General features: G+C 56.8%; 17 protein-coding genes and 1 riboswitch. Of the genes, 10 read left to right on the top strand and 7 right to left on the bottom strand.

The features are described from left to right. Positions 1 to 42 precede the first annotated feature (42 nt). The 3 genes from rpoD to rpsU form a co-directional block, all read right to left on the bottom strand. Positions 43 to 1881: an RNA polymerase sigma factor RpoD gene (gene rpoD / locus SPL01S_RS14880; RefSeq protein WP_006328195.1), complete on the bottom strand. Its 1839-nt coding sequence runs from the start codon at positions 1879 to 1881 to the stop codon at positions 43 to 45. 157 nt (positions 1882 to 2038) lie between these two features. Beyond that, entirely contained in the window at positions 2039 to 3787 is a 1749-nt protein-coding gene (dnaG, locus tag SPL01S_RS14875) for a DNA primase (protein ID WP_062868792.1), read from the bottom strand. 136 nt (positions 3788 to 3923) lie between these two features. Next, positions 3924 to 4139 carry a 30S ribosomal protein S21 gene (gene rpsU / locus SPL01S_RS14870; RefSeq protein ID WP_001144069.1) on the bottom strand — a complete coding sequence of 72 codons (216 nt, stop codon included), beginning with the start codon at positions 4137 to 4139 and terminating at the stop codon, positions 3924 to 3926. 326 nt (positions 4140 to 4465) lie between these two features. On the opposite strand from rpsU, the gene tsaD reads away from it, so the two are divergent. The 3 genes from tsaD to SPL01S_RS14855 all read left to right on the top strand — a co-directional run bounded on the left by tsaD (position 4466) and on the right by SPL01S_RS14855 (position 6437). Then, on the top strand, positions 4466 to 5479 hold the full coding sequence (tsaD, locus tag SPL01S_RS14865) for a tRNA (adenosine(37)-N6)-threonylcarbamoyltransferase complex transferase subunit TsaD (protein WP_004948351.1): 1014 nt from the start codon (positions 4466 to 4468) through the stop codon (positions 5477 to 5479). A gap of 61 nt (positions 5480 to 5540) precedes the next feature. Then, positions 5541 to 6110 carry a hypothetical protein gene (locus tag SPL01S_RS14860; protein WP_063200897.1) on the top strand — a complete coding sequence of 190 codons (570 nt, stop codon included), beginning with the start codon at positions 5541 to 5543 and terminating at the stop codon, positions 6108 to 6110. A gap of 51 nt (positions 6111 to 6161) precedes the next feature. Beyond that, on the top strand, positions 6162 to 6437 hold the full coding sequence (locus SPL01S_RS14855; RefSeq protein ID WP_063200894.1) for a hypothetical protein: 276 nt from the start codon (positions 6162 to 6164) through the stop codon (positions 6435 to 6437). A gap of 33 nt (positions 6438 to 6470) precedes the next feature. Here SPL01S_RS14855 and plsY read toward each other — a convergent pair whose 3' ends face one another. Beyond that, positions 6471 to 7109 carry a glycerol-3-phosphate 1-O-acyltransferase PlsY gene (gene plsY, locus SPL01S_RS14850; protein ID WP_041416403.1) on the bottom strand — a complete coding sequence of 213 codons (639 nt, stop codon included), beginning with the start codon at positions 7107 to 7109 and terminating at the stop codon, positions 6471 to 6473. Between the two features lie 107 nt (positions 7110 to 7216). On the opposite strand from plsY, the gene folB reads away from it, so the two are divergent. Then, positions 7217 to 7576: a bifunctional dihydroneopterin aldolase/7,8-dihydroneopterin epimerase gene (gene folB / locus SPL01S_RS14845; protein WP_006320572.1), complete on the top strand. Its 360-nt coding sequence runs from the start codon at positions 7217 to 7219 to the stop codon at positions 7574 to 7576. Positions 7577 to 7707: 131 nt separating this feature from the next. Next, positions 7708 to 8532: an undecaprenyl-diphosphate phosphatase gene (gene bacA / locus SPL01S_RS14840; protein ID WP_063200890.1), complete on the top strand. Its 825-nt coding sequence runs from the start codon at positions 7708 to 7710 to the stop codon at positions 8530 to 8532. Between the two features lie 40 nt (positions 8533 to 8572). Here the strand turns inward: bacA and SPL01S_RS14835 are convergent, their stop codons facing one another. Both SPL01S_RS14835 and SPL01S_RS14830 read right to left on the bottom strand, forming a co-directional pair. Further along, positions 8573 to 9817: a multifunctional CCA addition/repair protein gene (locus SPL01S_RS14835; RefSeq protein ID WP_063200887.1), complete on the bottom strand. Its 1245-nt coding sequence runs from the start codon at positions 9815 to 9817 to the stop codon at positions 8573 to 8575. A 121-nt stretch (positions 9818 to 9938) separates the two neighbouring features. Next, positions 9939 to 10559, bottom strand: a complete 621-nt coding sequence (locus SPL01S_RS14830; protein ID WP_004948337.1) for a TIGR04211 family SH3 domain-containing protein — start codon at positions 10557 to 10559, stop codon at positions 9939 to 9941. Between the two features lie 279 nt (positions 10560 to 10838). On the opposite strand from SPL01S_RS14830, the gene SPL01S_RS14825 reads away from it, so the two are divergent. The 4 genes from SPL01S_RS14825 to yjeH all read left to right on the top strand — a co-directional run bounded on the left by SPL01S_RS14825 (position 10839) and on the right by yjeH (position 17828). Continuing rightward, positions 10839 to 12146, top strand: coding sequence for a CYTH domain-containing protein (locus SPL01S_RS14825; protein ID WP_063200883.1), 1308 nt, complete (start codon positions 10839 to 10841; stop codon positions 12144 to 12146). A gap of 45 nt (positions 12147 to 12191) precedes the next feature. Further along, positions 12192 to 15029 carry a bifunctional [glutamate--ammonia ligase]-adenylyl-L-tyrosine phosphorylase/[glutamate--ammonia-ligase] adenylyltransferase gene (glnE, locus tag SPL01S_RS14820; RefSeq protein WP_063200878.1) on the top strand — a complete coding sequence of 946 codons (2838 nt, stop codon included), beginning with the start codon at positions 12192 to 12194 and terminating at the stop codon, positions 15027 to 15029. A 93-nt stretch (positions 15030 to 15122) separates the two neighbouring features. Further along, positions 15123 to 16553 (top strand): bifunctional D-glycero-beta-D-manno-heptose-7-phosphate kinase/D-glycero-beta-D-manno-heptose 1-phosphate adenylyltransferase HldE, encoded by a 1431-nt coding sequence (gene hldE / locus SPL01S_RS14815; protein ID WP_020439835.1) that lies wholly within the window; start codon positions 15123 to 15125, stop codon positions 16551 to 16553. Between the two features lie 24 nt (positions 16554 to 16577). Further along, positions 16578 to 17828, top strand: coding sequence for an L-methionine/branched-chain amino acid transporter (yjeH, locus tag SPL01S_RS14810; protein ID WP_063200875.1), 1251 nt, complete (start codon positions 16578 to 16580; stop codon positions 17826 to 17828). 32 nt (positions 17829 to 17860) lie between these two features. On the opposite strand, the gene ubiK is transcribed toward yjeH, so the two are convergent. Beyond that, the gene (gene ubiK / locus SPL01S_RS14805) at positions 17861 to 18139 is read right to left on the bottom strand and encodes a ubiquinone biosynthesis accessory factor UbiK (protein ID WP_004948322.1); all 279 of its coding nucleotides are present in this window, start codon (positions 18137 to 18139) and stop codon (positions 17861 to 17863) included. Positions 18140 to 18284: 145 nt separating this feature from the next. Beyond that, a riboswitch (FMN riboswitch) is annotated at positions 18285 to 18446 on the top strand. A gap of 112 nt (positions 18447 to 18558) precedes the next feature. On the opposite strand from ubiK, the gene ribB reads away from it, so the two are divergent. Next, positions 18559 to 19212: a 3,4-dihydroxy-2-butanone-4-phosphate synthase gene (ribB, locus tag SPL01S_RS14800; RefSeq protein ID WP_004948318.1), complete on the top strand. Its 654-nt coding sequence runs from the start codon at positions 18559 to 18561 to the stop codon at positions 19210 to 19212. Positions 19213 to 19252: the final 40 nt, after the last annotated feature.

Here is a 19252-nt window from a genome sequence, read left to right as displayed (position 1 = left end):
CCCGGCAGGCCGGGGTTTTTTGTTTGCCGCTAACCGCTGGTCTTAGTCGTCCAGGAAGCTGCGCAGCACTTCGGAACGGCTTGGGTGACGCAGTTTACGCAGTGCCTTGGCTTCGATCTGACGAATACGCTCACGGGTAACGTCGAACTGTTTGCCCACTTCTTCCAGCGTGTGGTCAGTGTTCATATCGATGCCGAAACGCATGCGCAGCACTTTCGCTTCACGGGCGGTCAGGCCGGCCAATACGTCGTGCGTTGCAGAGCGCAGGCTTTCGGAGGTGGCAGAATCCAGCGGCAGCTCGAGGGTGGTATCCTCGATGAAATCGCCCAGATGTGAATCTTCATCATCACCAATTGGCGTTTCCATGGAGATCGGCTCTTTGGCGATCTTCAGCACTTTGCGGATTTTGTCTTCCGGCATCAGCATACGTTCAGCCAGCTCTTCCGGCGTCGGTTCGCGGCCCATCTCTTGCAGCATCTGGCGCGAAATACGGTTGAGTTTGTTGATGGTCTCAATCATATGCACCGGAATACGGATGGTACGCGCCTGGTCGGCGATAGAGCGGGTGATGGCCTGACGGATCCACCAGGTGGCGTAAGTTGAGAACTTATAACCACGGCGGTATTCGAACTTGTCTACCGCTTTCATCAAACCGATGTTGCCTTCCTGGATCAGATCCAGGAACTGCAGACCGCGGTTGGTGTATTTCTTGGCGATAGAAATAACCAGACGCAAGTTGGCTTCAACCATCTCTTTCTTCGCACGGCGGGCTTTCGCTTCACCGATAGACATGCGACGGTTGATGTCCTTCACCTGCTCGATGGTCAGGCCGGTCTCTTCTTCGATCTGACGCAGTTTCTGCAGGCTGCGCTGCACGTCGTCCGTTACGTCTTTCAGCTTTTCTGACCATGGCTTGGCCATTGCCAGCGCCGCTTCGAACCAGGAATTGCTGGTTTCGTTGCCGGCGAACAAAGTGACGAAGTTTTTCTTCGGCATTTTGCACTGTTCAACGCACAGCTTCATGATGATACGTTCCTGGGTACGAACGCGGTCCATCATGATGCGCATGCTGTTGACCAGGAAGTCGAACTGTTTTGGCACCAGGCGGAACTGCTTGAACACCTCAGACAGCTTCAGAATTTCTTCTGCTGCGCTGGCGTGGCTACGGCCGTTCTTTTTGATGACCAGACGGGTCGCTTCATACTGATCGCGCAGGTCGGTGAATTTCTGACGTGCCAGTTCCGGATCGATGCTGTTGTCGTCTTCAGCGTCGTCGTCTTCATCTTCGTCTTCTTCGTCGTCGTTCTGCTCTTCGGTCGACAGCTCAGAACCGACGTGCGTTGCGGTTGGGGCGATGTCCTCTTCCGCATTAGGATCGACGAAGCCGGTGATCAGGTCGGACAGGCGAGCTTCGCCGGCTTCAACGCGATCGTACTGCTCCAGCAGATAGGTAATGGCTTCCGGGTATTCGGCAACCGAGCACTGAACCTGGTTGATACCGTCTTCAATACGCTTGGCGATGTCGATTTCGCCTTCGCGCGTCAGCAGTTCAACGGTACCCATTTCGCGCATGTACATGCGCACCGGGTCGGTGGTACGGCCAATTTCAGATTCAACGCTGGACAGGACTTGAGCGGCAGCTTCTTCCGCATCTTCGTCTGTGCTGTTGGAGTTTTCAGCCAGCAACAGGTCATCGGCGTCCGGGGCTTCTTCCATCACCTGGATGCCCATGTCGTTAATCATCTGGATGATGTCTTCGATCTGATCGGAGTCGACGATATCTTCCGGCAGATGGTCATTGACCTCAGCATAGGTCAGATAGCCTTGCTCCTTACCACGTTGGACAAGAAGTTTAAGCTGTGACTGCGGGTTTTGCTCCATAAGACGGTATCCACACTTCAGAGTATTTAGGTTGGTGTCGGTCGGCGAAACCGCCAACAATAGCATTTGGGGCGTTTTTGTTGTTGCCGCGGCCCACTGTGGCGGCATATTGCAGGGCTCTGCCCTCGCATTTATCGGCACTTAAGCCGTTTGGTATTCAGTTTTTCTTCGCTAAAACCTGATTGAGAGAACGGACTTCTTCACGTTCTTCCGGGCTCAGGCCGTGCGTTCTGGCCTGTGCGATCAATGTCTCCAGCCGCTGCTCCAGTACGGAGTCGTACAGGCTGGCCAAGGTATCCAAAAATGTCTGCTCGACCCTGTCCTCAACGATCATATGGTTCCATGTCGCCAAGGTTTCAAGCTGCTGGCTCAATTTGTTGTCGCGATACTGCTCCAACAATTGGCCGGTCGTCAGCCCCGGCTGGGCCAGGCAGGTCTGCACCAGCTCGACAAATAGCGGTAAACCCGCCTGTTTGGTCTGCTCCAATCCCTCGAGTGAAGGGATAAGTGTAGCCAGTTGCGGATTTTGTACCAGTAACCCTATTAGTATACGCATGGTTGTGCGTTTTAGCTGGGGCGCCTGATAAGTATTCGCATTTTCAGCCTGTTTGGGCATCAGCTTGTCGAGCTGGCTGTCATCGAGCAGGCCAAGCTTGCTGCCGAGCTGTTGGCGCAGGTACAAACGCAACGTTTCGCCCGGCACCTGAGTAATCAGTGGCAGTGCCAGCGTGCTCAGCTTGGCGCGGCCGTCCGGGCTGCTCAAATCTACCTGTGGCATCAGCGTTTCGAACAGGAAAGTGGAAAGCGGCTGCGCCAGCTCCATTCGCTGCTCGAAGGCGTCTTTGCCTTCTTTTCGGACCAATGTGTCCGGGTCTTCGCCGTCGGGCAAAAACATAAACCGCAGTTGGCGCCCGTCGTTCAGATAGGGCAATGCGGTTTCCAATGCGCGCCAGGCCGCTTCGCGACCGGCTCTGTCGCCGTCATAGCAGCAGACAACGTTATCGGTAGCGCGGAACAGCAGCTGAATATGTTCAGCCGTCGTTGAAGTTCCGAGCGAGGCGACGGCATAATCGATGCCGTATTGCGCCAGCGCCACCACGTCCATATAGCCTTCCACTACCAGCAAACGTTGCGGGGTAGGGTGGTTCTGCTGCGCTTCATACAGGCCGTACAGCTGACGACCCTTGTGGAATACTTCGGTTTCCGGCGAGTTCAGGTATTTCGGCATACCGTCACCCAATACGCGCCCGCCAAAGGCGATCACTCGCCCGCGTTTGTCGCGAATAGGGAACATCACGCGCTCACGGAAACGATCGTACGAGCGGCCTTGATCGTTAGTCACCAGCATGCCGGCATCGTTCAATGCGAGACGCGTGTCGGCGTCACGACCAAAACGCTTCAGTGCGTTATCCCAACCGGCGGGTGCAAAGCCGATGGCAAAATGGCGGATAACGTCGTCACTGAGCCCGCGCTGTTGCAGGTAATTGCGCGCCGGCGTGCCGGAAGGCTGATGCAGTGACTGTTGATAGAACGCGCTGAGCTGTTCCATCAGTTGATACAGGCTTTGACGCTGATGGCGTTCAATCTGGGTCGGCCCGGTTCCTGCCTCGTAAGGCACTTCCAGTCCGTGCATGGTCGCCAGCTCTTCGATGGTTTCGACAAACTCGAGTCTGTCGTAATTCATCAGAAAGTCGACGGCGTTACCGTGCGCACCACAACCAAAACAGTGGTAAAACTGCTTTTCGCCATTAACCGTAAATGAAGGCGTTTTTTCGTGGTGGAACGGACAGCACGCGTGATAGTTCTTGCCTTGCTTCTTGAGCTTTACACGCGCGTCGATCAGATCGACGATGTCGGTGCGAGCCAGCAAGTCATTGATAAATACACGCGGGATTCGTCCAGCCATAAGCCCTTACTTTACTAGCCTATAAACGAGAACAAGCCGCGCATTCCTTTCGGAAAGCACGGCCTTCGTATGCAACTACACGGTCTGCGCGATTTTTAAAATCAGAAATTCACGCGGCGGGGTTACCCCCGAAGAATTAATACAGACGAGTGCGGCGTGCGTTTTCGCGAGCCAGTTTCTTCGCGTGACGTTTCACAGCAGAAGCTTTAGCGCGTTTACGTTCGGTAGTCGGTTTTTCATAGAACTCACGACGACGAACTTCAGCTAAAACGCCTGCTTTCTCGCAAGAGCGTTTGAAACGACGCAGAGCAACGTCAAATGGCTCGTTTTCACGTACTTTAATTACCGGCATGTGCCTCTCACCTCAATAAAATTCGGTTTGCTGCTGGCCAAGCGCCAGCCTTTTCAAAATGGTGCGGAATTTTACTTCAACGGATGCTGCTTTGTAAAGCACCACAGCAAATTGAAACCTGCGCCGCCCTGGTAAAACGTGCGCAATTTTGCATCGGGCGCTGATTATAGTCTAATCAGAAAAAAATGCTCGTTTTTAATCAAACCGGCATTTATGGCTGGAATCATCGACATAGCTTCCGGCCGGCGACAAGATGTACCCTGCTGGCGGTAAATAGGCATGATTGTGGTAAACTGCAGGCCGCACGTGAATGATGGGAAAGGGTAATGCGAGTACTGGGTATAGAAACCTCCTGCGATGAAACCGGAATTGCAGTGTATGACGATCAGACCGGTTTATTAGCGAATCAGTTATACAGCCAGGTGAAGCTGCATGCCGATTACGGCGGTGTAGTGCCGGAGCTGGCCTCCCGCGATCACGTGCGTAAAACCGTGCCGCTGATTCAGGCGGCCTTGAAAGAAGCGAACCTGACTGCCGCCGATATCGACGGTGTCGCCTACACTGCCGGGCCAGGCCTGGTGGGGGCGTTGCTGGTCGGTGCCACCATTGGTCGCGCGCTGGCGTTTGCCTGGAACGTGCCGGCGGTGCCGGTACACCACATGGAAGGCCACCTGTTGGCGCCGATGCTGGAAGACAATCCGCCGGCATTCCCGTTTGTCGCGCTGCTGGTTTCCGGCGGCCACACGCAGTTGATCAGCGTGACCGGCATTGGGCAGTATGAACTGCTGGGCGAGTCGATAGACGATGCGGCCGGTGAAGCCTTCGATAAAACCGCCAAGCTGCTTGGGCTGGATTACCCTGGCGGGCCAATGCTGTCGAAGATGGCGCAACAAGGTGTGGCGGGCCGTTTCACCTTCCCGCGTCCGATGACCGATCGTCCGGGGCTGGATTTCAGTTTCTCCGGGCTGAAGACGTTTGCCGCCAACACCATCCGCTCTAACGGCAATGATGACCAGACGCGTGCAGACATAGCCCGCGCGTTCGAAGATGCGGTGGTGGATACGCTGGCGATAAAATGCAAACGTGCGCTGGAGCAGACAGGCTTCAAACGCCTGGTGATGGCCGGCGGCGTCAGCGCCAACCGTACTCTGCGCAGCAAAATGGCGGAAATGATGCATAAACGCGGCGGTGAGGTGTTCTACGCCCGTCCGGAATTCTGTACCGATAATGGCGCGATGATCGCCTACGCGGGTCTGGTGCGGCTGAAGAGCGGTGCCAACCCGGAACTGAGCGTTTCGGTGCGTCCGCGCTGGCCGTTGGCAGAATTGCCTGCGGTATGAAAAAACGGCAGTAAACCAACATTGTTCTGAATCAGATTTTGCATTAATGGATGGAACCAAAATGCCAAATATCTCAATACGTCAGCATGGAGCTGACGCCATTGACACAACCAATCGATATTTTCTCGATACGGGCTTGCCTCTTGTTGCAAATACGCTGAGCCAACAAGATTTGGAATGGTGTATGGCGATGGTTCGTAATTTACCAGAGGAAAAGAGGTTGCCCTGGGAAACGGTGAACGCTTCTTTAGATGATGACGAAGCGTTCAATTTTGCTTTCAAGCTTTTGGATGCAATGGACCGACCGGCAGGGGCCTGTGCGTGTGATTATATTCAGGCAGAGCAGGTTCTGAACGTTAACATGTTGCAAAATTTCTCTCCAGAAGGCTCAGTGCTTGAAGGAAGGATGTTGACCTATGCACTTGTCACTATTGTCTTTTTTTTGGCTGATACTGAAGGGACAGGGGTGCGATTGATGTTTCCGGTTAACGATGGAGTCGCTGATTACTATATCAATCGGCACCAATTTGTCGATATCACCAGTGGGGCAAAGTTAATACTGTATCGCTCAGCCGATGAGCTTTCGGCATGGTTCTCGACGCTTCAGCTACCTTTGGTTGATGGTGAGTGAAATATGAGCAATAATAAAAGCAGTAACAACCTATGCAAAAAGGAGTTAGGTATGGTCAGTCAAACAACTAAAGTCAAAACACCTAAATCCCCTTACAAAGTGGTTTCTACTATTGTAACCGCAGAAGGTTATACGCTAGTTATTGAGGATGGTAACGGCGTGAAAACCATGGCCATTACTCCTCGTGGTAAAAAAATCAGCGCATCGAAAAGTGAGTTATACACGGCGATGGTTCGAGCTGCGCCTGCCTTGAAGATGGCTGAATGTTTACCGGAACTTGAGGGCGTCTGTAATACGTCAAAGTATCCTGTAAAAGTTAAAGCGTGATTGTAAAAGGCCGGAAATTTCCGGCCTTTTACTTCACGATTCTTTCTTTTCTTCCTGATCCGCCGCATCCGCTTTTTTCTTGCGGAACTTGTCCCAGATTTTCCCTTCCTGCCCACGCCACAGGCGTTGGATGTTGTCATGGTGCCGCATCAAAATCAGGCAAGACAGCATCGCTACCGGGAAGGTGAACTGCGGTTTGAACCACCAAACGTAAAACGGGGCAATCAAGGCGCTGATAATTGCGCCCAGCGAGGAGTAACCGCTAAGCAGCACGGTCAGCAGCCAGGTGCCGGTCATCAGGCCGGTAAGATCCCAACCGATCGGCGCGATGGCGCCAAAGGCCGTCGCCACGCCTTTACCTCCGCGGAAATGGAAGAATACCGGATAGATATGCCCCAGGCAGGCGGCGATCGCCGTCAGGCCCAGATACAGCGGTGGTATTTCAAGCTTGTACGCCAGCCAAACCGGCAGCATTCCCTTGAGAATATCGAACACCAGCACCGCTGCCGCCGCCAGGCGACCGCCGATGCGCAGGACGTTGGTGGCCCCTGGATTCCCTGAGCCATGTTCACGCGGATCGGGCAGCCTGGCGATCCGACAAACCAGGATCGCACTGGAAACTGAGCCACACAGATACGCGAAGATAATCATGCCAAGCGCGGTAGCACTCATAACGCGGTTCCGTTTAATAATGGTCGTTTTACTAGCAACATCTATGGATAATACGCATATTCCGCTGGAAGTGGTATCCGGCAAGGCCAAAAACAGAGAATGACGTGATGGATATCGTATTTATTGAAGAGCTTACCGTTATTACTACCATTGGCGTTTATGATTGGGAACAAAACATTCGCCAGAAGCTGGTGTTCGATATCGAAATGGGCTGGGACAACCGCCAGGCCGCTGCCAGCGATGATGTGAACGACTGTCTGAGCTATGCCGATATCAGCGAAGCCATCATCCAGCACGTGGAACCGAATCGTTTTGCGTTAGTGGAGCGGGTGGCAGAGGAAATATCTGAAATTTTACTCCAGCGCTTCAATTCCCCGTGGGTCCGTATTAAGGTCAGCAAACCGGGCGCAGTTGCACACGCCAGCCGGGTTGGGGTCATTATTGAACGTGGTACCCGGCCGGTGTGACTTCCTGTCATACGCGTGCAACTAAAGACCGTTAACCTGGTCTGAACCTGAGAATTGTTTTAGCGGCAATGTATTGAACACTGCCGCTTTTTTATATTGGTAGTCGCAAATTTATAGGGTGAGCGAAACACATGGCGGACATGCATTCACTGTTTATCGCGTTTGTTCTTGGGGTGGTCGAAGGGTTAACTGAATTCTTGCCGGTATCCTCTACCGGGCACATGATTATCGTGGGCGAGTGGCTGGGCTTTACCGGCGACAAGGCCAAAACCTTTGAAGTCATTATTCAACTGGGGTCGATTCTGGCGGTGGTGGTGATGTTCTGGCGCCGTCTGTTCGGCCTGATCGGCATTCACTTTGGCGGCAAGCCGGTAGAGCACGAAGGCAAGACCGCAGGGCGGTTAAAACTGGGCCATATCCTGCTGGCGATGATCCCGGCGGTGGTGCTGGGGTTGGTGTTCCACGATGTCATTAAATCGCTGTTCGAGCCAAAGAACGTGATGTATGCGCTGGTGGTCGGCGGTTTGCTGCTGCTGGCGGCGGAATGGCTGAAGCCGAAAAAACCGAGTGCGGAAGGGCTGGATGACATCACCTACCGTCAGGCGTTTATGATTGGCTGTTTCCAGTGTCTGGCGCTGTGGCCGGGCTTCTCCCGTTCAGGCTCCACCATTGCCGGCGGCATGTTGGTGGGCGTCAACCGTTATGCGGCTTCTGAGTTCTCCTTTATTTTGGCGGTGCCGATGATGATTGGCGCCAGCGGCCTGGATCTGTACAAGAGCCTGCACTTTCTGACGATGGGCGATCTGCCGATGTTTGCCGTCGGTTTTGCGACCGCTTTCGTGGTGGCGCTGATTGCGATTAAGACCTTCCTGTCGCTGATTAAGCGCATCTCGTTTGTGCCGTTCGCCATCTACCGCTTTATCGTTGCCGCCGTGGTTTACATGGTCTTCATGTAAGCGACCGCGTCAATAAAAAACCCCGCTTCGCGGGGTTTTTTTATGCCTGATCGAGAGGGATATCCTGGGTGAGTTTCCAGTCGGCCAGTACCTGCTGGCGGCGGCGTTTTAGCTCATCGCGGATCGCCAGCCCCTGCAGGCCGCTGGCGACCACCTCTTTTACCGAGACCGCATTTGCCACCTGGAAAGCCTGGCGCAAATAGTCGCCCTGTGGGTAGGGATTGTTTTCAAAGCCGGTACGGCCGCGTGCGTCCGCCTCGCTGGTCAGGATCATCTGTTCCAGCCGCTGCGGTTTGCGCCAGACGTCTATCGCATCGAAAAGCTTCAGCAGAGTCTCCGGACGCAGCTTGCTTACGGTATGAATCAGATCATGGTATTCGGCCACCAGTTTGGCCAAATCGCGCACCGGGTTGGGCACCCGTAAACGTTGGCACAATGCTTCGACCAGCTTAACGCCGGTCAGGCCGTGACCGTGATGGTGTGGCCAGAGTTCTTGTGGCGTCAGCCCTTTACCGAGATCGTGGCACAGTGCCGCGAAGCGTACGTCGACATCAGGGCTGAGCTGGGCGGCGATAGCCAGCGTCATCAGGGTATGAATGCCGGTGTCGATCTCCGGGTGCCACTTGGCCGGGGCCGGCACGCCGAACAGGGCGTCAATCTCGGGGAACAGTATCGCCAGCGCGTCGCAGTCGCGCAGGACCTGGAAATACACTTGCGGGCTCTGGCTTTGCAGCGCTTTTTCCGTTTCCTTCCATACCCGTTCGGCGGTCAGCGTCGCCAATTCACCGCTGCGCGCCATGTAGCGCATCAGCTCAGCGGTTTCCGGGGCTAGGGTAAAGCCCAGATGAGCAAAGCGGGCGGCAAAACGGGCCACGCGCAGCACGCGCAACGGATCTTCACCGAAGGCATCCGAAACGTGGCGCAGCACGCGCGCTTGCAAGTCGGCCACGCCGTGGAAAGGGTCTATCAGCTCACCGTCGCTGCCGCGAGCGATGGCGTTGATGGTCAAATCGCGGCGCTGCAAATCTTCTTCCAGCGTCACATCCGGCGCGGCGTAGCAGGTAAAGCCGGTATACCCCTGGCCGGATTTACGCTCGGTGCGCGCGAGCGCATATTCCTCATGGGTCTCAGGGTTGAGAAACACCGGGAAGTCTTTACCGACCTGTTGATACCCCTGCGCCAGCAGTTCTGAAGGCGCAGCGCCCACCACCACCCAGTCGCGGTCGAAAACCGGTATCTCAAGTAAACTGTCGCGGACAGCGCCGCCGACCAGGTAGATCTTCACTATTATGCTCCTGCATGATTCTGGGACTCTGTTGACCAGATTACCTCAATTAGCCGGGCCGTGCCGAAGCCAATAAAAAAGGCGCCCGCAGGCGCCAATCTCAAACTGAACGATACTGAAATCAGTTCATCCAGCGATTGCTGTTCTTGCGACGCGGGATCAGGTGCGGCAACAGCAGGCCGAGCAGCAGGCCAACGCCGGCGACGCCGCCGCCGTACATGAACCACTGCAGGATAATGGTGCGCTGTTTGTCGTCGAGCTGCAGGTTAACCGCGTTAACCTTCTTCTGGGCTACGACCAACTGGTTTTTCAGATCTTGATTCTCCTGCTGCAGGCCGCTGATGGTGCCGTCGCTTGCAGCCACTTTTTGCTGCATTTCCGCTGTGCGCTGGTTCCAGCTGTTGTCGATATTGGCCAGCTTGTCGGTCAGGGTTTTCACCTGTTGTTCCAGCGCAGGTACGCGAGTGCGCAGGCTTGGCGTCTGGCTGAGTTGATCGAGCGGGATCCAGATATTGCGGCCTTTCGGATCGCGGATTTGGCCATAATTGGTGCTTTCATTTACGCTCAACAGGGCGACTTCTTCACCGGCGTTCAGAGTCCCGACAATACGGTACTGGTTACCTGGGCCGCTGTGGACGTAAGTACTTAATTCATCGGAGATATAGCGCTTATCTTCGGCATGTGCGCCCCAAGTGATGCTGAAGCTCAGCACGGCAAGGCAAATTAGGCGTAATTTCTGCATTAGTTCATCGTTTCTGTGTGAATTTATGGAACGATAGTAGAGCGTTCAGTCTGACGACGCAACGCAAAAACCGGAATGAGAACTATCTTACTGTGGCAGATTCTGTGAGTTGCGCAGCGTTTTATAACGTAACAGGTTTTTTCTGCAGTTAGCAGGGTTAAGGCGCCGGGAATCGCGGTAAGATAACGGCAACTGTGCGTCATCGGGCAGAGCGTGGCAGGCAGAGCTCGCCGCCGTGAAGGCTGACGCGAACGCGTAACTTATTGGTGTAAAAGACTTATGACCGTTGAAATAGAATTGAAATTTATTGCTACCCCGGATGCCGTCGCCGCGTTGCCGCAGCAACTGGCCGCCTGGCCGCATCAGCATTCGGCGCCGCAAAAGCTGACCAATATTTACTTTGAAACCGCCGACAATTTTTTGCGCAGCCATGATATGGGGCTGCGCATTCGCGGTTTTGACGACAGTTACGAAATGACCATCAAAACCGCCGGCAAGGTGGTGGCGGGTTTGCATCAGCGTCCGGAATACAACGTGGCGATCGCCAAGCCCGAGCTGGCGCTGGATTTGTTCCCGGCGGATATCTGGCCACAGGGCTGCGACATCCAGGCGCTGCAGCAGCAATTGCAACCGCTGTTCCGCACCGATTTCGTGCGTGAGAAGTGGGTGGTCACTTACGGTAAGAGCGAGATTGAGGTTGGTCTGGACCAGGGCGAGGTGAGCGCGGGTGAACTGAACGAAGCGCTGTGCGAGATCGAACTGGAGCTTAAAGAAGGCAACACCGCCGATTTGCTGGCGTTGGCGAACGCGCTGGCAGAACACGGCGGCCTGCGTCAGGGCAGCCTGAGCAAGGCGGCGCGCGGTTATCATTTGGCGCAGGGCAACCTCCCGCGCGAGCGCCACCCGCTGGCGGTATTGAAGCCGGCAGCCAAATCCAGCGTTGAGCAGGGGATGGTTGCCAGCTTTGAACTGGGGCTGAGCCATTGGCAATACCACGAAGAACTGTGGTTGCGCGGTGATAACCAGGCTCGCCGTTCGGTGATGGAGGCGATTGCTCTGATTCGCCAGGCACTGGTTATCTTCGGCGGCCTGGTGCCGCGCAAGGCCAGCGCCGATCTGCGCGCCCGGCTAACTGCCCTGGAGCCGCTGCTGGTTGATAAGACCACCAAACCGCAGTTGCTGTGCTACAGCGCGGAATACCTGCAATGTAAGTTGGCGCTCACATCGTGGTTGGTGACCGGCGCCTGGCGGCCATTTATCGACGCAAAAGCACAGACCAAGCTGGACGGTTCCTTCAAACGTTTCAGCGACATTATGCTGGGGCGCAGCGCCGCCGAGCTGAAAGAAGCCTTCACCCGCACGCTCAATGACGACGAGTATGAAGAACAGCTGCCGCGTCTGACGCGCCAGGTCTCGGCATTTATTCTGCTGTCGGGCGCGTATCCGGACGACGAAACCGGCCCGTATATCGAAAGCTGGCGCGAACTGCAGCTGGCGGTGGCTGAACGGCGTCAGGGCTGGTACGAAGCCACCCGCAAACAGGCCTTATCGCATGCGCCATTCTGGTTAAACGGCGCGCTCCGCTAATCAAGCCGGCCTGCGAGGCGCAGGCCGCAGGACGGATCATTCACTATGTTGCCACTCTCATGCGTGTTACAGGCTCAGGCACAGAACATCGTGCAGCGTTTTCAGGAAACTCAGGGCGCGGATTGCGCGCTCAGCAGTCAGGAACAGTGGGTTTTAGCATCAAGTGACTTTGTCAGCGACATGTTGCTCAACCAGCCAGCATGGCTGGAGACGCTGCGTAAGCAACCGCCGGTGGCGAATGAGTGGCAACACTATGCCGCCTGGCTGCAAGACTCTCTGGAAGAGGTGCGTGACGAAGCGCAACTGATGCGCGTGCTGCGCCTGTTCCGCCGCGAGACGCTGGTGAGGATCGCCTGGGCGCAGGCGCTGAACCTGTGCAGTACGGAAGAAACGCTGCTGCAACTGAGTGGGCTGGCGGAAACGCTGATTGTCAGCGCCCGCGATTGGCTGTACCAAACCTGTTGCCGCGAGTGGGGCACACCTTGCAACGCGCAGGGCGTTCCGCAGCCGCTGCTGATCCTCGGCATGGGGAAATTGGGCGGCGGCGAACTGAACTTTTCGTCCGATATCGATCTGATCTTCGCCTACCCGGAAAATGGCCAGACCCAGGGCGGGCGGCGTGAGCTGGATAACGCCCAGTTCTTCACCCGTCTGGGGCAGCGGCTGATCAAAGCGCTGGACCAGCAAACCATTGACGGCTTTGTCTATCGCGTGGACATGCGGCTGCGGCCTTTCGGCGACAGCGGTCCGCTGGTGATGAGTTTTGCCGCACTGGAAGATTATTATCAGGAGCAGGGCCGTGACTGGGAGCGTTACGCCATGGTAAAGGCGCGGCTGATGGGCGGGTCTGAAGACGCTTACAGCCAGGAGTTGCGCAAAACCCTGCGGCCATTTGTGTTCCGTCGCTATATCGATTTCAGCGTGATCCAGTCGCTGCGCAACATGAAAGGGATGATCGCACGTGAAGTGCGCCGCCGCGGCTTGAAAGACAACATCAAACTGGGCGCCGGCGGCATTCGCGAGATTGAATTTATCACCCAGGTGTTCCAGCTGATCCGCGGCGGGCGCGAGCCGATGCTGCAAGGGCGTTCGCTGCTGCCGACATTGCAAGCGGTGGGGGAACTGGGGCTGCTGGAGCCGCAACAGGCGCAGGCGCTGAGCGCCAGCTACCTGTTCCTGCGCCGTCTGGAAAACCTGCTGCAGGCGATTGCCGATCAACAGACCCAAACGCTGCCGCAGGATGAGCTCGATCAGGCGCGTCTGGCCTGGGGCATGGGGTTCAGCGACTGGCCGGCGCTGCTGGCGGCGCTGGAAACCCACATGCAGGCAGTAAGGGCGGTATTTAACGACCTGATTGGCGATGATAGCCCCGATGTGGGCGAAGATCCCGATTATCAGCACTATCACAGTCTGTGGCAGGACGCGCTGGAAGAGAACGAACTGGCGCCGCTGACCCCGCATCTGGATGAAGACGCGCGCAGGCAGGTGCTGCGTATCATTGCCGAATTCCGCCATGACGTAGACAAACGCACCATTGGCCCGCGCGGCCGCGACGTGCTCGATCAACTGATGCCGCGTTTGTTGGCCGAGGTGTGCCCGCGCCGGGATGCGCCGACCGCGCTGCTGCGTTTGACCCAATTGCTGCTGAGCATTGTAACCCGCACCACCTATCTTGAGCTGCTGGTGGAGTACCACGCGGCGCTCAGCCACTTGATTCGCCTGTGCGCCGCTTCGCCGATGGTCGCCAATCAGCTGTCGCGCTACCCGCTGCTGCTGGATGAGCTGCTGGATCCGGCGACGTTGTATCAGCCGGTGGCGCCGGACGCCTACCGCAGCGAGCTGCGCCAGTACCTGCTGCGGGTTCCGGAAGACGACGAAGAACAAAAGCTGGAAGCGTTGCGCCAGTTCAAGCAGGCCCAGCAACTTCGTATCGCCGCCGGGGATATCTCCGGCGCGCTGCCGGTGATGAAAGTGAGCGATCATCTCACCTATCTGGCAGAGGCGATCATCGACGTGGTGGTACAGCAGGCGTGGAGCGACATGGTGGCGCGCTACGGCCAGCCAACCCATTTGCAAGAGCGGGAAGGGCGTGGTTTTGCGGTGATTGGCTACGGCAAGTTGGGCGGCTGGGAACTGGGTTACAGTTCCGATCTGGATCTGGTGTTTATCCTCGATTGCCCGCCGGACGTGATGACTGACGGCGAACGCTGCATTGATGGTCGCCAGTTCTATCTGCGCCTGGCGCAGCGGGTGATGCACCTGTTCAGTACCCGCACTTCGTCCGGCATTCTGTACGAAGTGGACGCTCGCCTGCGGCCTTCGGGCGCCGCCGGCATGTTGGTCAGCACCGTCGAGGCGTTTGCCGATTACCAGCAGAACGAAGCCTGGACCTGGGAACATCAGGCACTGGTGCGGGCACGCATCGTGCACGGCGATCCGGCTTTGCATCAACAGTTTGACGTCATCCGCCGTGAGATCCTGTGTAAACCGCGCGATCCTGAAACCTTGCGGAAGGAGGTGCGCGAGATGCGCGAGAAAATGCGCAGTCACCTCGGCAGCAAGCAGCGCGATCTGTTTGATATCAAAGCCGACGAGGGCGGCATCACCGATATCGAATTTATCGCCCAATATCTGGTCTTAGGCTATGCGGGCGCCGAGCCGCGCCTGACGCGCTGGTCGGATAACGTGCGCATTTTCGAACTGATGGCCAATTACGACATCATGCCGGAAGAGGAAGCGCTCGCGCTGACCCAGGCTTATGTCACCATGCGCGATGAGATCCATCACCTGGCGTTGCAAGAGCATTCCGGCAAGGTCAGCAGTGAGCTGTTCGCCGCCGAGCGTGAGCAGGTACGCGCCAGCTGGGCGAAATGGCTGGGCTGACAAGGCCGGTTGCGCAATACGTTTTGCAGGTATTACGGACGTCTGTGGTAATATCTGCGCCACTAAAATTTTGGACTTTTTTGGAGTTATCGGATGAAAGTTACGCTGCCTGATTTTCGCCGCGCCGGAGTATTGGTGGTGGGTGACGTCATGTTGGATCGCTATTGGTATGGCCCGACCAGCCGCATTTCACCGGAAGCGCCGGTGCCGGTGGTCAAGGTTGATACCATCGAAGAGCGTCCGGGCGGTGCGGCTAACGTGGCGATGAACATTGCTTCGCTGGGCGCTAACTCACGTCTGGTGGGCCTGACCGGCATTGATGACGCGGCGCGGGCGCTGAGCGCCAAGCTGAACGAAGTGAACGTGCGCTGTGATTTTGTTTCGGTGCCGACGCACCCGACCATCACCAAGCTGCGCGTGCTGTCGCGTAATCAGCAACTGATCCGTCTCGATTTCGAAGAAGGTTTCTCCAACGTCGATCCGCAGCCGATGCTGGAACGCATCCAGCAGGCCCTGCCGCACATTGGCGCGCTGGTGCTGTCTGACTACGCTAAAGGCGCATTGAGCCAGGTGCAGAGCATGATCCAACTGGCTCGCGCCGCCAAGGTGCCGGTGCTGATCGATCCAAAAGGCTCTGATTTTGAGCGTTATCGCGGTGCGACGCTGCTGACGCCAAACCTGTCCGAGTTTGAGGCGGTGGTAGGCCACTGCAAAGACGAAGCCGAACTGGTTGAACGCGGCATGAAACTGGTGGCGGACTTTGACCTTTCCGCGCTGCTGGTTACCCGCTCCGAGCATGGCATGACGCTGCTGCAACCGGGCATTGCGCCGTTGCATCTGCCAACCTTGGCGCAGGAAGTGTTTGACGTGACCGGTGCCGGCGATACCGTGATTGGCGTGTTGGCTGCCGCATTGGCCGCCGGTAATACGCTGGAGGAATCCTGTTTCCTGGCTAATGCCGCCGCCGGCGTGGTGGTGGGCAAATTGGGGACCTCGACCGTTTCGCCAATCGAACTGGAAAACGCAGTGCGTGGCCGTGCCGAAACCGGCTTTGGCGTGATGACCGAAGCCCAGTTGAAAACTGCCGTGGCCCAGGCTCGCCAGCGCGGTGAGAAAGTGGTGATGACCAACGGCATCTTCGACATTCTGCATGCCGGCCATGTTTCTTATCTGGCTAATGCCCGCAAATTGGGCGATCGCCTGATCGTGGCGGTGAACAGCGATGCGTCCACCAAACGTCTGAAAGGCGAAACCCGTCCGGTCAACGTGCTGGAAAACCGCATGATTGTGCTTGGCGCTCTGGAAGCGGTGGACTGGGTAGTGCCGTTTGAAGAAGACACCCCGCAGCGTCTGATCGCCGACATCCTGCCGGATCTGCTGGTGAAAGGCGGTGATTACAAGCCTGAAGAGATCGCCGGCAGCGCCGAGGTGTGGGCCAACGGCGGCGACGTCAAGGTACTGAACTTTGAAGACGGCCTGTCGACCACTAACATCATCAAGGCAATCAAAGACGGGCGTGGTTAAGCCTGCTGAAAATGGCGGTGGTCAGTGAGTGGGCTGAAGCAGGAACTGGGGTTGGCGCAGGGCGTCGGGTTATTGTCCACTTCGTTGCTGGGTACCGGGGTGTTTGCCGTTCCGGCACTGGCGGCTCAGGTAGCGCAAGGCGATAGCCTGTGGGCCTGGCCGGTGCTGATTGCGCTGGTATTTCCTATCGCCATCGCTTTTGCGGCTCTGGGCCGCCACTTCCCCAGCGCCGGCGGCGCTGCGCACTTTGTCGGTATGGCTTTTGGTCCGCGCATGGCGAAGGTCACCGGCTGGCTGTTTCTGTCGGTGATCCCGGTCGGCCTGCCGGCCGCCTTGCAAATTGCCGCCGGGTTCTGGCAAGCCACGCTCGGTTGGAGCGCCAACGGCCTGCTGTTGGTGCAGATCGCCACGCTGCTGGCGATTTGGCTGTTGGGGACGCGCAGCGCGGGCTCCAGCGCCAATATTCAAACGCTGATCGCCATTCTGGTGGTGGGGTTGGTGGCCGCTATCTGGTGGCGAGGCGATATCTCGCCTGCCCAAATCCCCTGGCCTGCGATAGACGAAATTTCTCCTCCCAATTTGTTCCATGCGTTGGCGGTGATGTTCTGGTGTTTTGTCGGCCTTGAAGCGTTCGCGCATTTGGCGACCGAATTCCGTAACCCCGAGCGCGATTTCCCGCGTGCGCTGTTGCTTGGCATGGTGGTCGCCGGAGCGGTCTATTGGGGTTGCACCGTGGCGGTGCTGCATTTCCACGCTTACGGCGAGCATCAGGCTGCCGCCGCGTCGCTGCCCGGCATCGTGGTGCAACTGTTTGGGCAGCATGCGCTGTGGGTCGCCTGCATCATTGGTTATCTGGCCTGCTTCGCCAGCGTGAATATCTATACGCAGAGCTTTGCCCGGCTGGTGTGGTCGCAGGCGCAGGATCGGCCGTCCAGCGCGTTGGCCAAGCTGTCTGCCGGGCAAGCACCGGTCAATGCATTGAGCGCGGTAGTGGGGTGCTGTCTGCTGTTCACCTTGCTGATTTATACGCTGAAGCTGCCGCTGGATACGCTGCTGGTGTATGCCAATGGCATCTTTGTGCTGATTTATCTGCTGTGCATGCTGGCGGGGTGCCGAATTTTGCACGGGCGTTCACGGTTGATGGCGGTGGCAGGTTTGGTGCTGTGCCTGTTACTGATGGTGATAATCGGCTGGAAAAGCCTGTATGCGTTGGGGATGTTCGCGCTGATTTGGCTGGTGTTGCCGCGCAAGCCGCAGGCGGCGATTGGCTCCTGATTAGGGCGCGGTATCGCGCCCTTGGCGACATCTTATTCTGCGTCTGGCTGTTGCGCTGCCGGCGCTGCGTTCAGCTTGCTTTCCAGCTCGCTCATACGCTGTTCCAGCAATGCCAGTTTTTCACGGGTGCGCAGCAGCACCTGGGTTTGCACGTCGAACTCTTCGCGGTTGACCAAATCCAGGCGAGTGAGCTGCGACTGCAGCACCTGACGGATTTTCTTCTCGACGTCTTCCCCGAATTCACGAACGCCTTTAGGCATGGACTCATGAACCTGGCGTGCGATCTGTTCAATTTTTTTCGGGTCAATCATGGCGTATCCCTTTCAGAGTTTAATAGCTGTCGCCTAGTGTAATGCGAGTTGCCCGCCGGATAAACCAATAACCGCATTCTCCGCAGGGGGCCGAATTGTGCTTTTGCCAATTGCCCTGATTAATCATTAGCGTTATAGTCAGAATGCTTATTCTCAGGGCGGGGTGCAAGTCCCCACCGGCGGTAAATCACCTTCTACGGTGAAAGCCCGCGAGCGCTCAGCCAGTCTCTTGTAGTTTGGTTAGAGGTCAGCAGATCCGGTGTAATTCCGGGGCCGACGGTTATAGTCCGGATGGGAGAGAGTAACGGTATCTGCCGGGTTTGCGCCCGCTTGCGTTATTTTTTTAGCTATTGTTGTAGCTACTCCTCAAGATCGCCCTGGTTCTGGTAATCCATAATTTTCTAATGAGGTTTTTTACCATGAATCAGACGCTACTTTCAGATTTCGGCACGCCGGTAGAACGCGTTGAACGCGCTCTTGAAGCATTGCGCAACGGGCGCGGTGTGATGGTGCTTGATGATGAAAATCGTGAAAACGAAGGTGATATGATCTTCGCCGCAGAAACCATGACCGTTGAGCAAATGGCGCTGACCATTCGCCACGGCAGCGGTATCGTGTGCCTGTGCATCACCGAAGACCGCCGTCAGCAGCTTGAACTGCCGATGATGGTGACCAACAACTCCAGCCAGTTCCAGACTGCCTTCACCGTGACTATCGAAGCGGCGCAGGGCGTGACGACCGGCGTTTCCGCTTCCGACCGCCTGACCACCATCCGTGCGGCGGTGGCCGACAACGCCAAGCCGAGCGATCTGAACCGCCCTGGCCACGTGTTCCCGCTGCGTGCGCAGCCGGGTGGGGTGCTGAGCCGCCGTGGCCACACCGAAGCGACCATCGATCTGGTGGCCATGGCCGGTTTCAAACCTGCCGGCGTGCTGTGCGAGCTGACCAACGACGATGGCAGCATGGCGCATGCTCCGGAAGTGATCGAGTTCGCCAGGAAGCATGATATGACGGTGCTGACCATCGAGGATCTGGTGGCTTACCGCCAGGCCCAGGAGCAGAAAGCCAGCTGATTCAGCCTGGTCTTCGACGATAAAAAAAGCCGCGTAATGC

Source organism: Serratia plymuthica NBRC 102599, from assembly GCF_001590925.1.
In the GTDB taxonomy this organism is placed as follows: domain Bacteria; phylum Pseudomonadota; class Gammaproteobacteria; order Enterobacterales; family Enterobacteriaceae; genus Serratia; species Serratia plymuthica.
The sequence above is the reverse complement of the archived record's forward strand: the minus strand, read 5'-3'. Positions and strand labels throughout refer to the sequence as shown.

Excerpts from the sequence above, each read along its gene's own strand:
- bacA (WP_063200890.1), top strand. The coding sequence starts at position 7,708 with ATGGCGGACATGCATTCACTGTTTATCGCGTTTGTTCTTGGGGTGGTC.
- folB (WP_006320572.1), top strand. The coding sequence starts at position 7,217 with ATGGATATCGTATTTATTGAAGAGCTTACCGTTATTACTACCATTGGC.
- dnaG (WP_062868792.1), bottom strand. The coding sequence starts at position 3,787 with ATGGCTGGACGAATCCCGCGTGTATTTATCAATGACTTGCTGGCTCGC.
- tsaD (WP_004948351.1), top strand. The coding sequence starts at position 4,466 with ATGCGAGTACTGGGTATAGAAACCTCCTGCGATGAAACCGGAATTGCA.
- hldE (WP_020439835.1), top strand. The coding sequence starts at position 15,123 with ATGAAAGTTACGCTGCCTGATTTTCGCCGCGCCGGAGTATTGGTGGTG.
- SPL01S_RS14830 (WP_004948337.1), bottom strand. The coding sequence starts at position 10,559 with ATGCAGAAATTACGCCTAATTTGCCTTGCCGTGCTGAGCTTCAGCATC.
- rpsU (WP_001144069.1), bottom strand. The coding sequence starts at position 4,139 with ATGCCGGTAATTAAAGTACGTGAAAACGAGCCATTTGACGTTGCTCTG.
- SPL01S_RS14860 (WP_063200897.1), top strand. The coding sequence starts at position 5,541 with ATGCCAAATATCTCAATACGTCAGCATGGAGCTGACGCCATTGACACA.
- SPL01S_RS14855 (WP_063200894.1), top strand. The coding sequence starts at position 6,162 with ATGGTCAGTCAAACAACTAAAGTCAAAACACCTAAATCCCCTTACAAA.
- plsY (WP_041416403.1), bottom strand. The coding sequence starts at position 7,109 with ATGAGTGCTACCGCGCTTGGCATGATTATCTTCGCGTATCTGTGTGGC.
- rpoD (WP_006328195.1), bottom strand. The coding sequence starts at position 1,881 with ATGGAGCAAAACCCGCAGTCACAGCTTAAACTTCTTGTCCAACGTGGT.
- ribB (WP_004948318.1), top strand. The coding sequence starts at position 18,559 with ATGAATCAGACGCTACTTTCAGATTTCGGCACGCCGGTAGAACGCGTT.
- glnE (WP_063200878.1), top strand. The coding sequence starts at position 12,192 with ATGTTGCCACTCTCATGCGTGTTACAGGCTCAGGCACAGAACATCGTG.
- ubiK (WP_004948322.1), bottom strand. The coding sequence starts at position 18,139 with ATGATTGACCCGAAAAAAATTGAACAGATCGCACGCCAGGTTCATGAG.
- SPL01S_RS14825 (WP_063200883.1), top strand. The coding sequence starts at position 10,839 with ATGACCGTTGAAATAGAATTGAAATTTATTGCTACCCCGGATGCCGTC.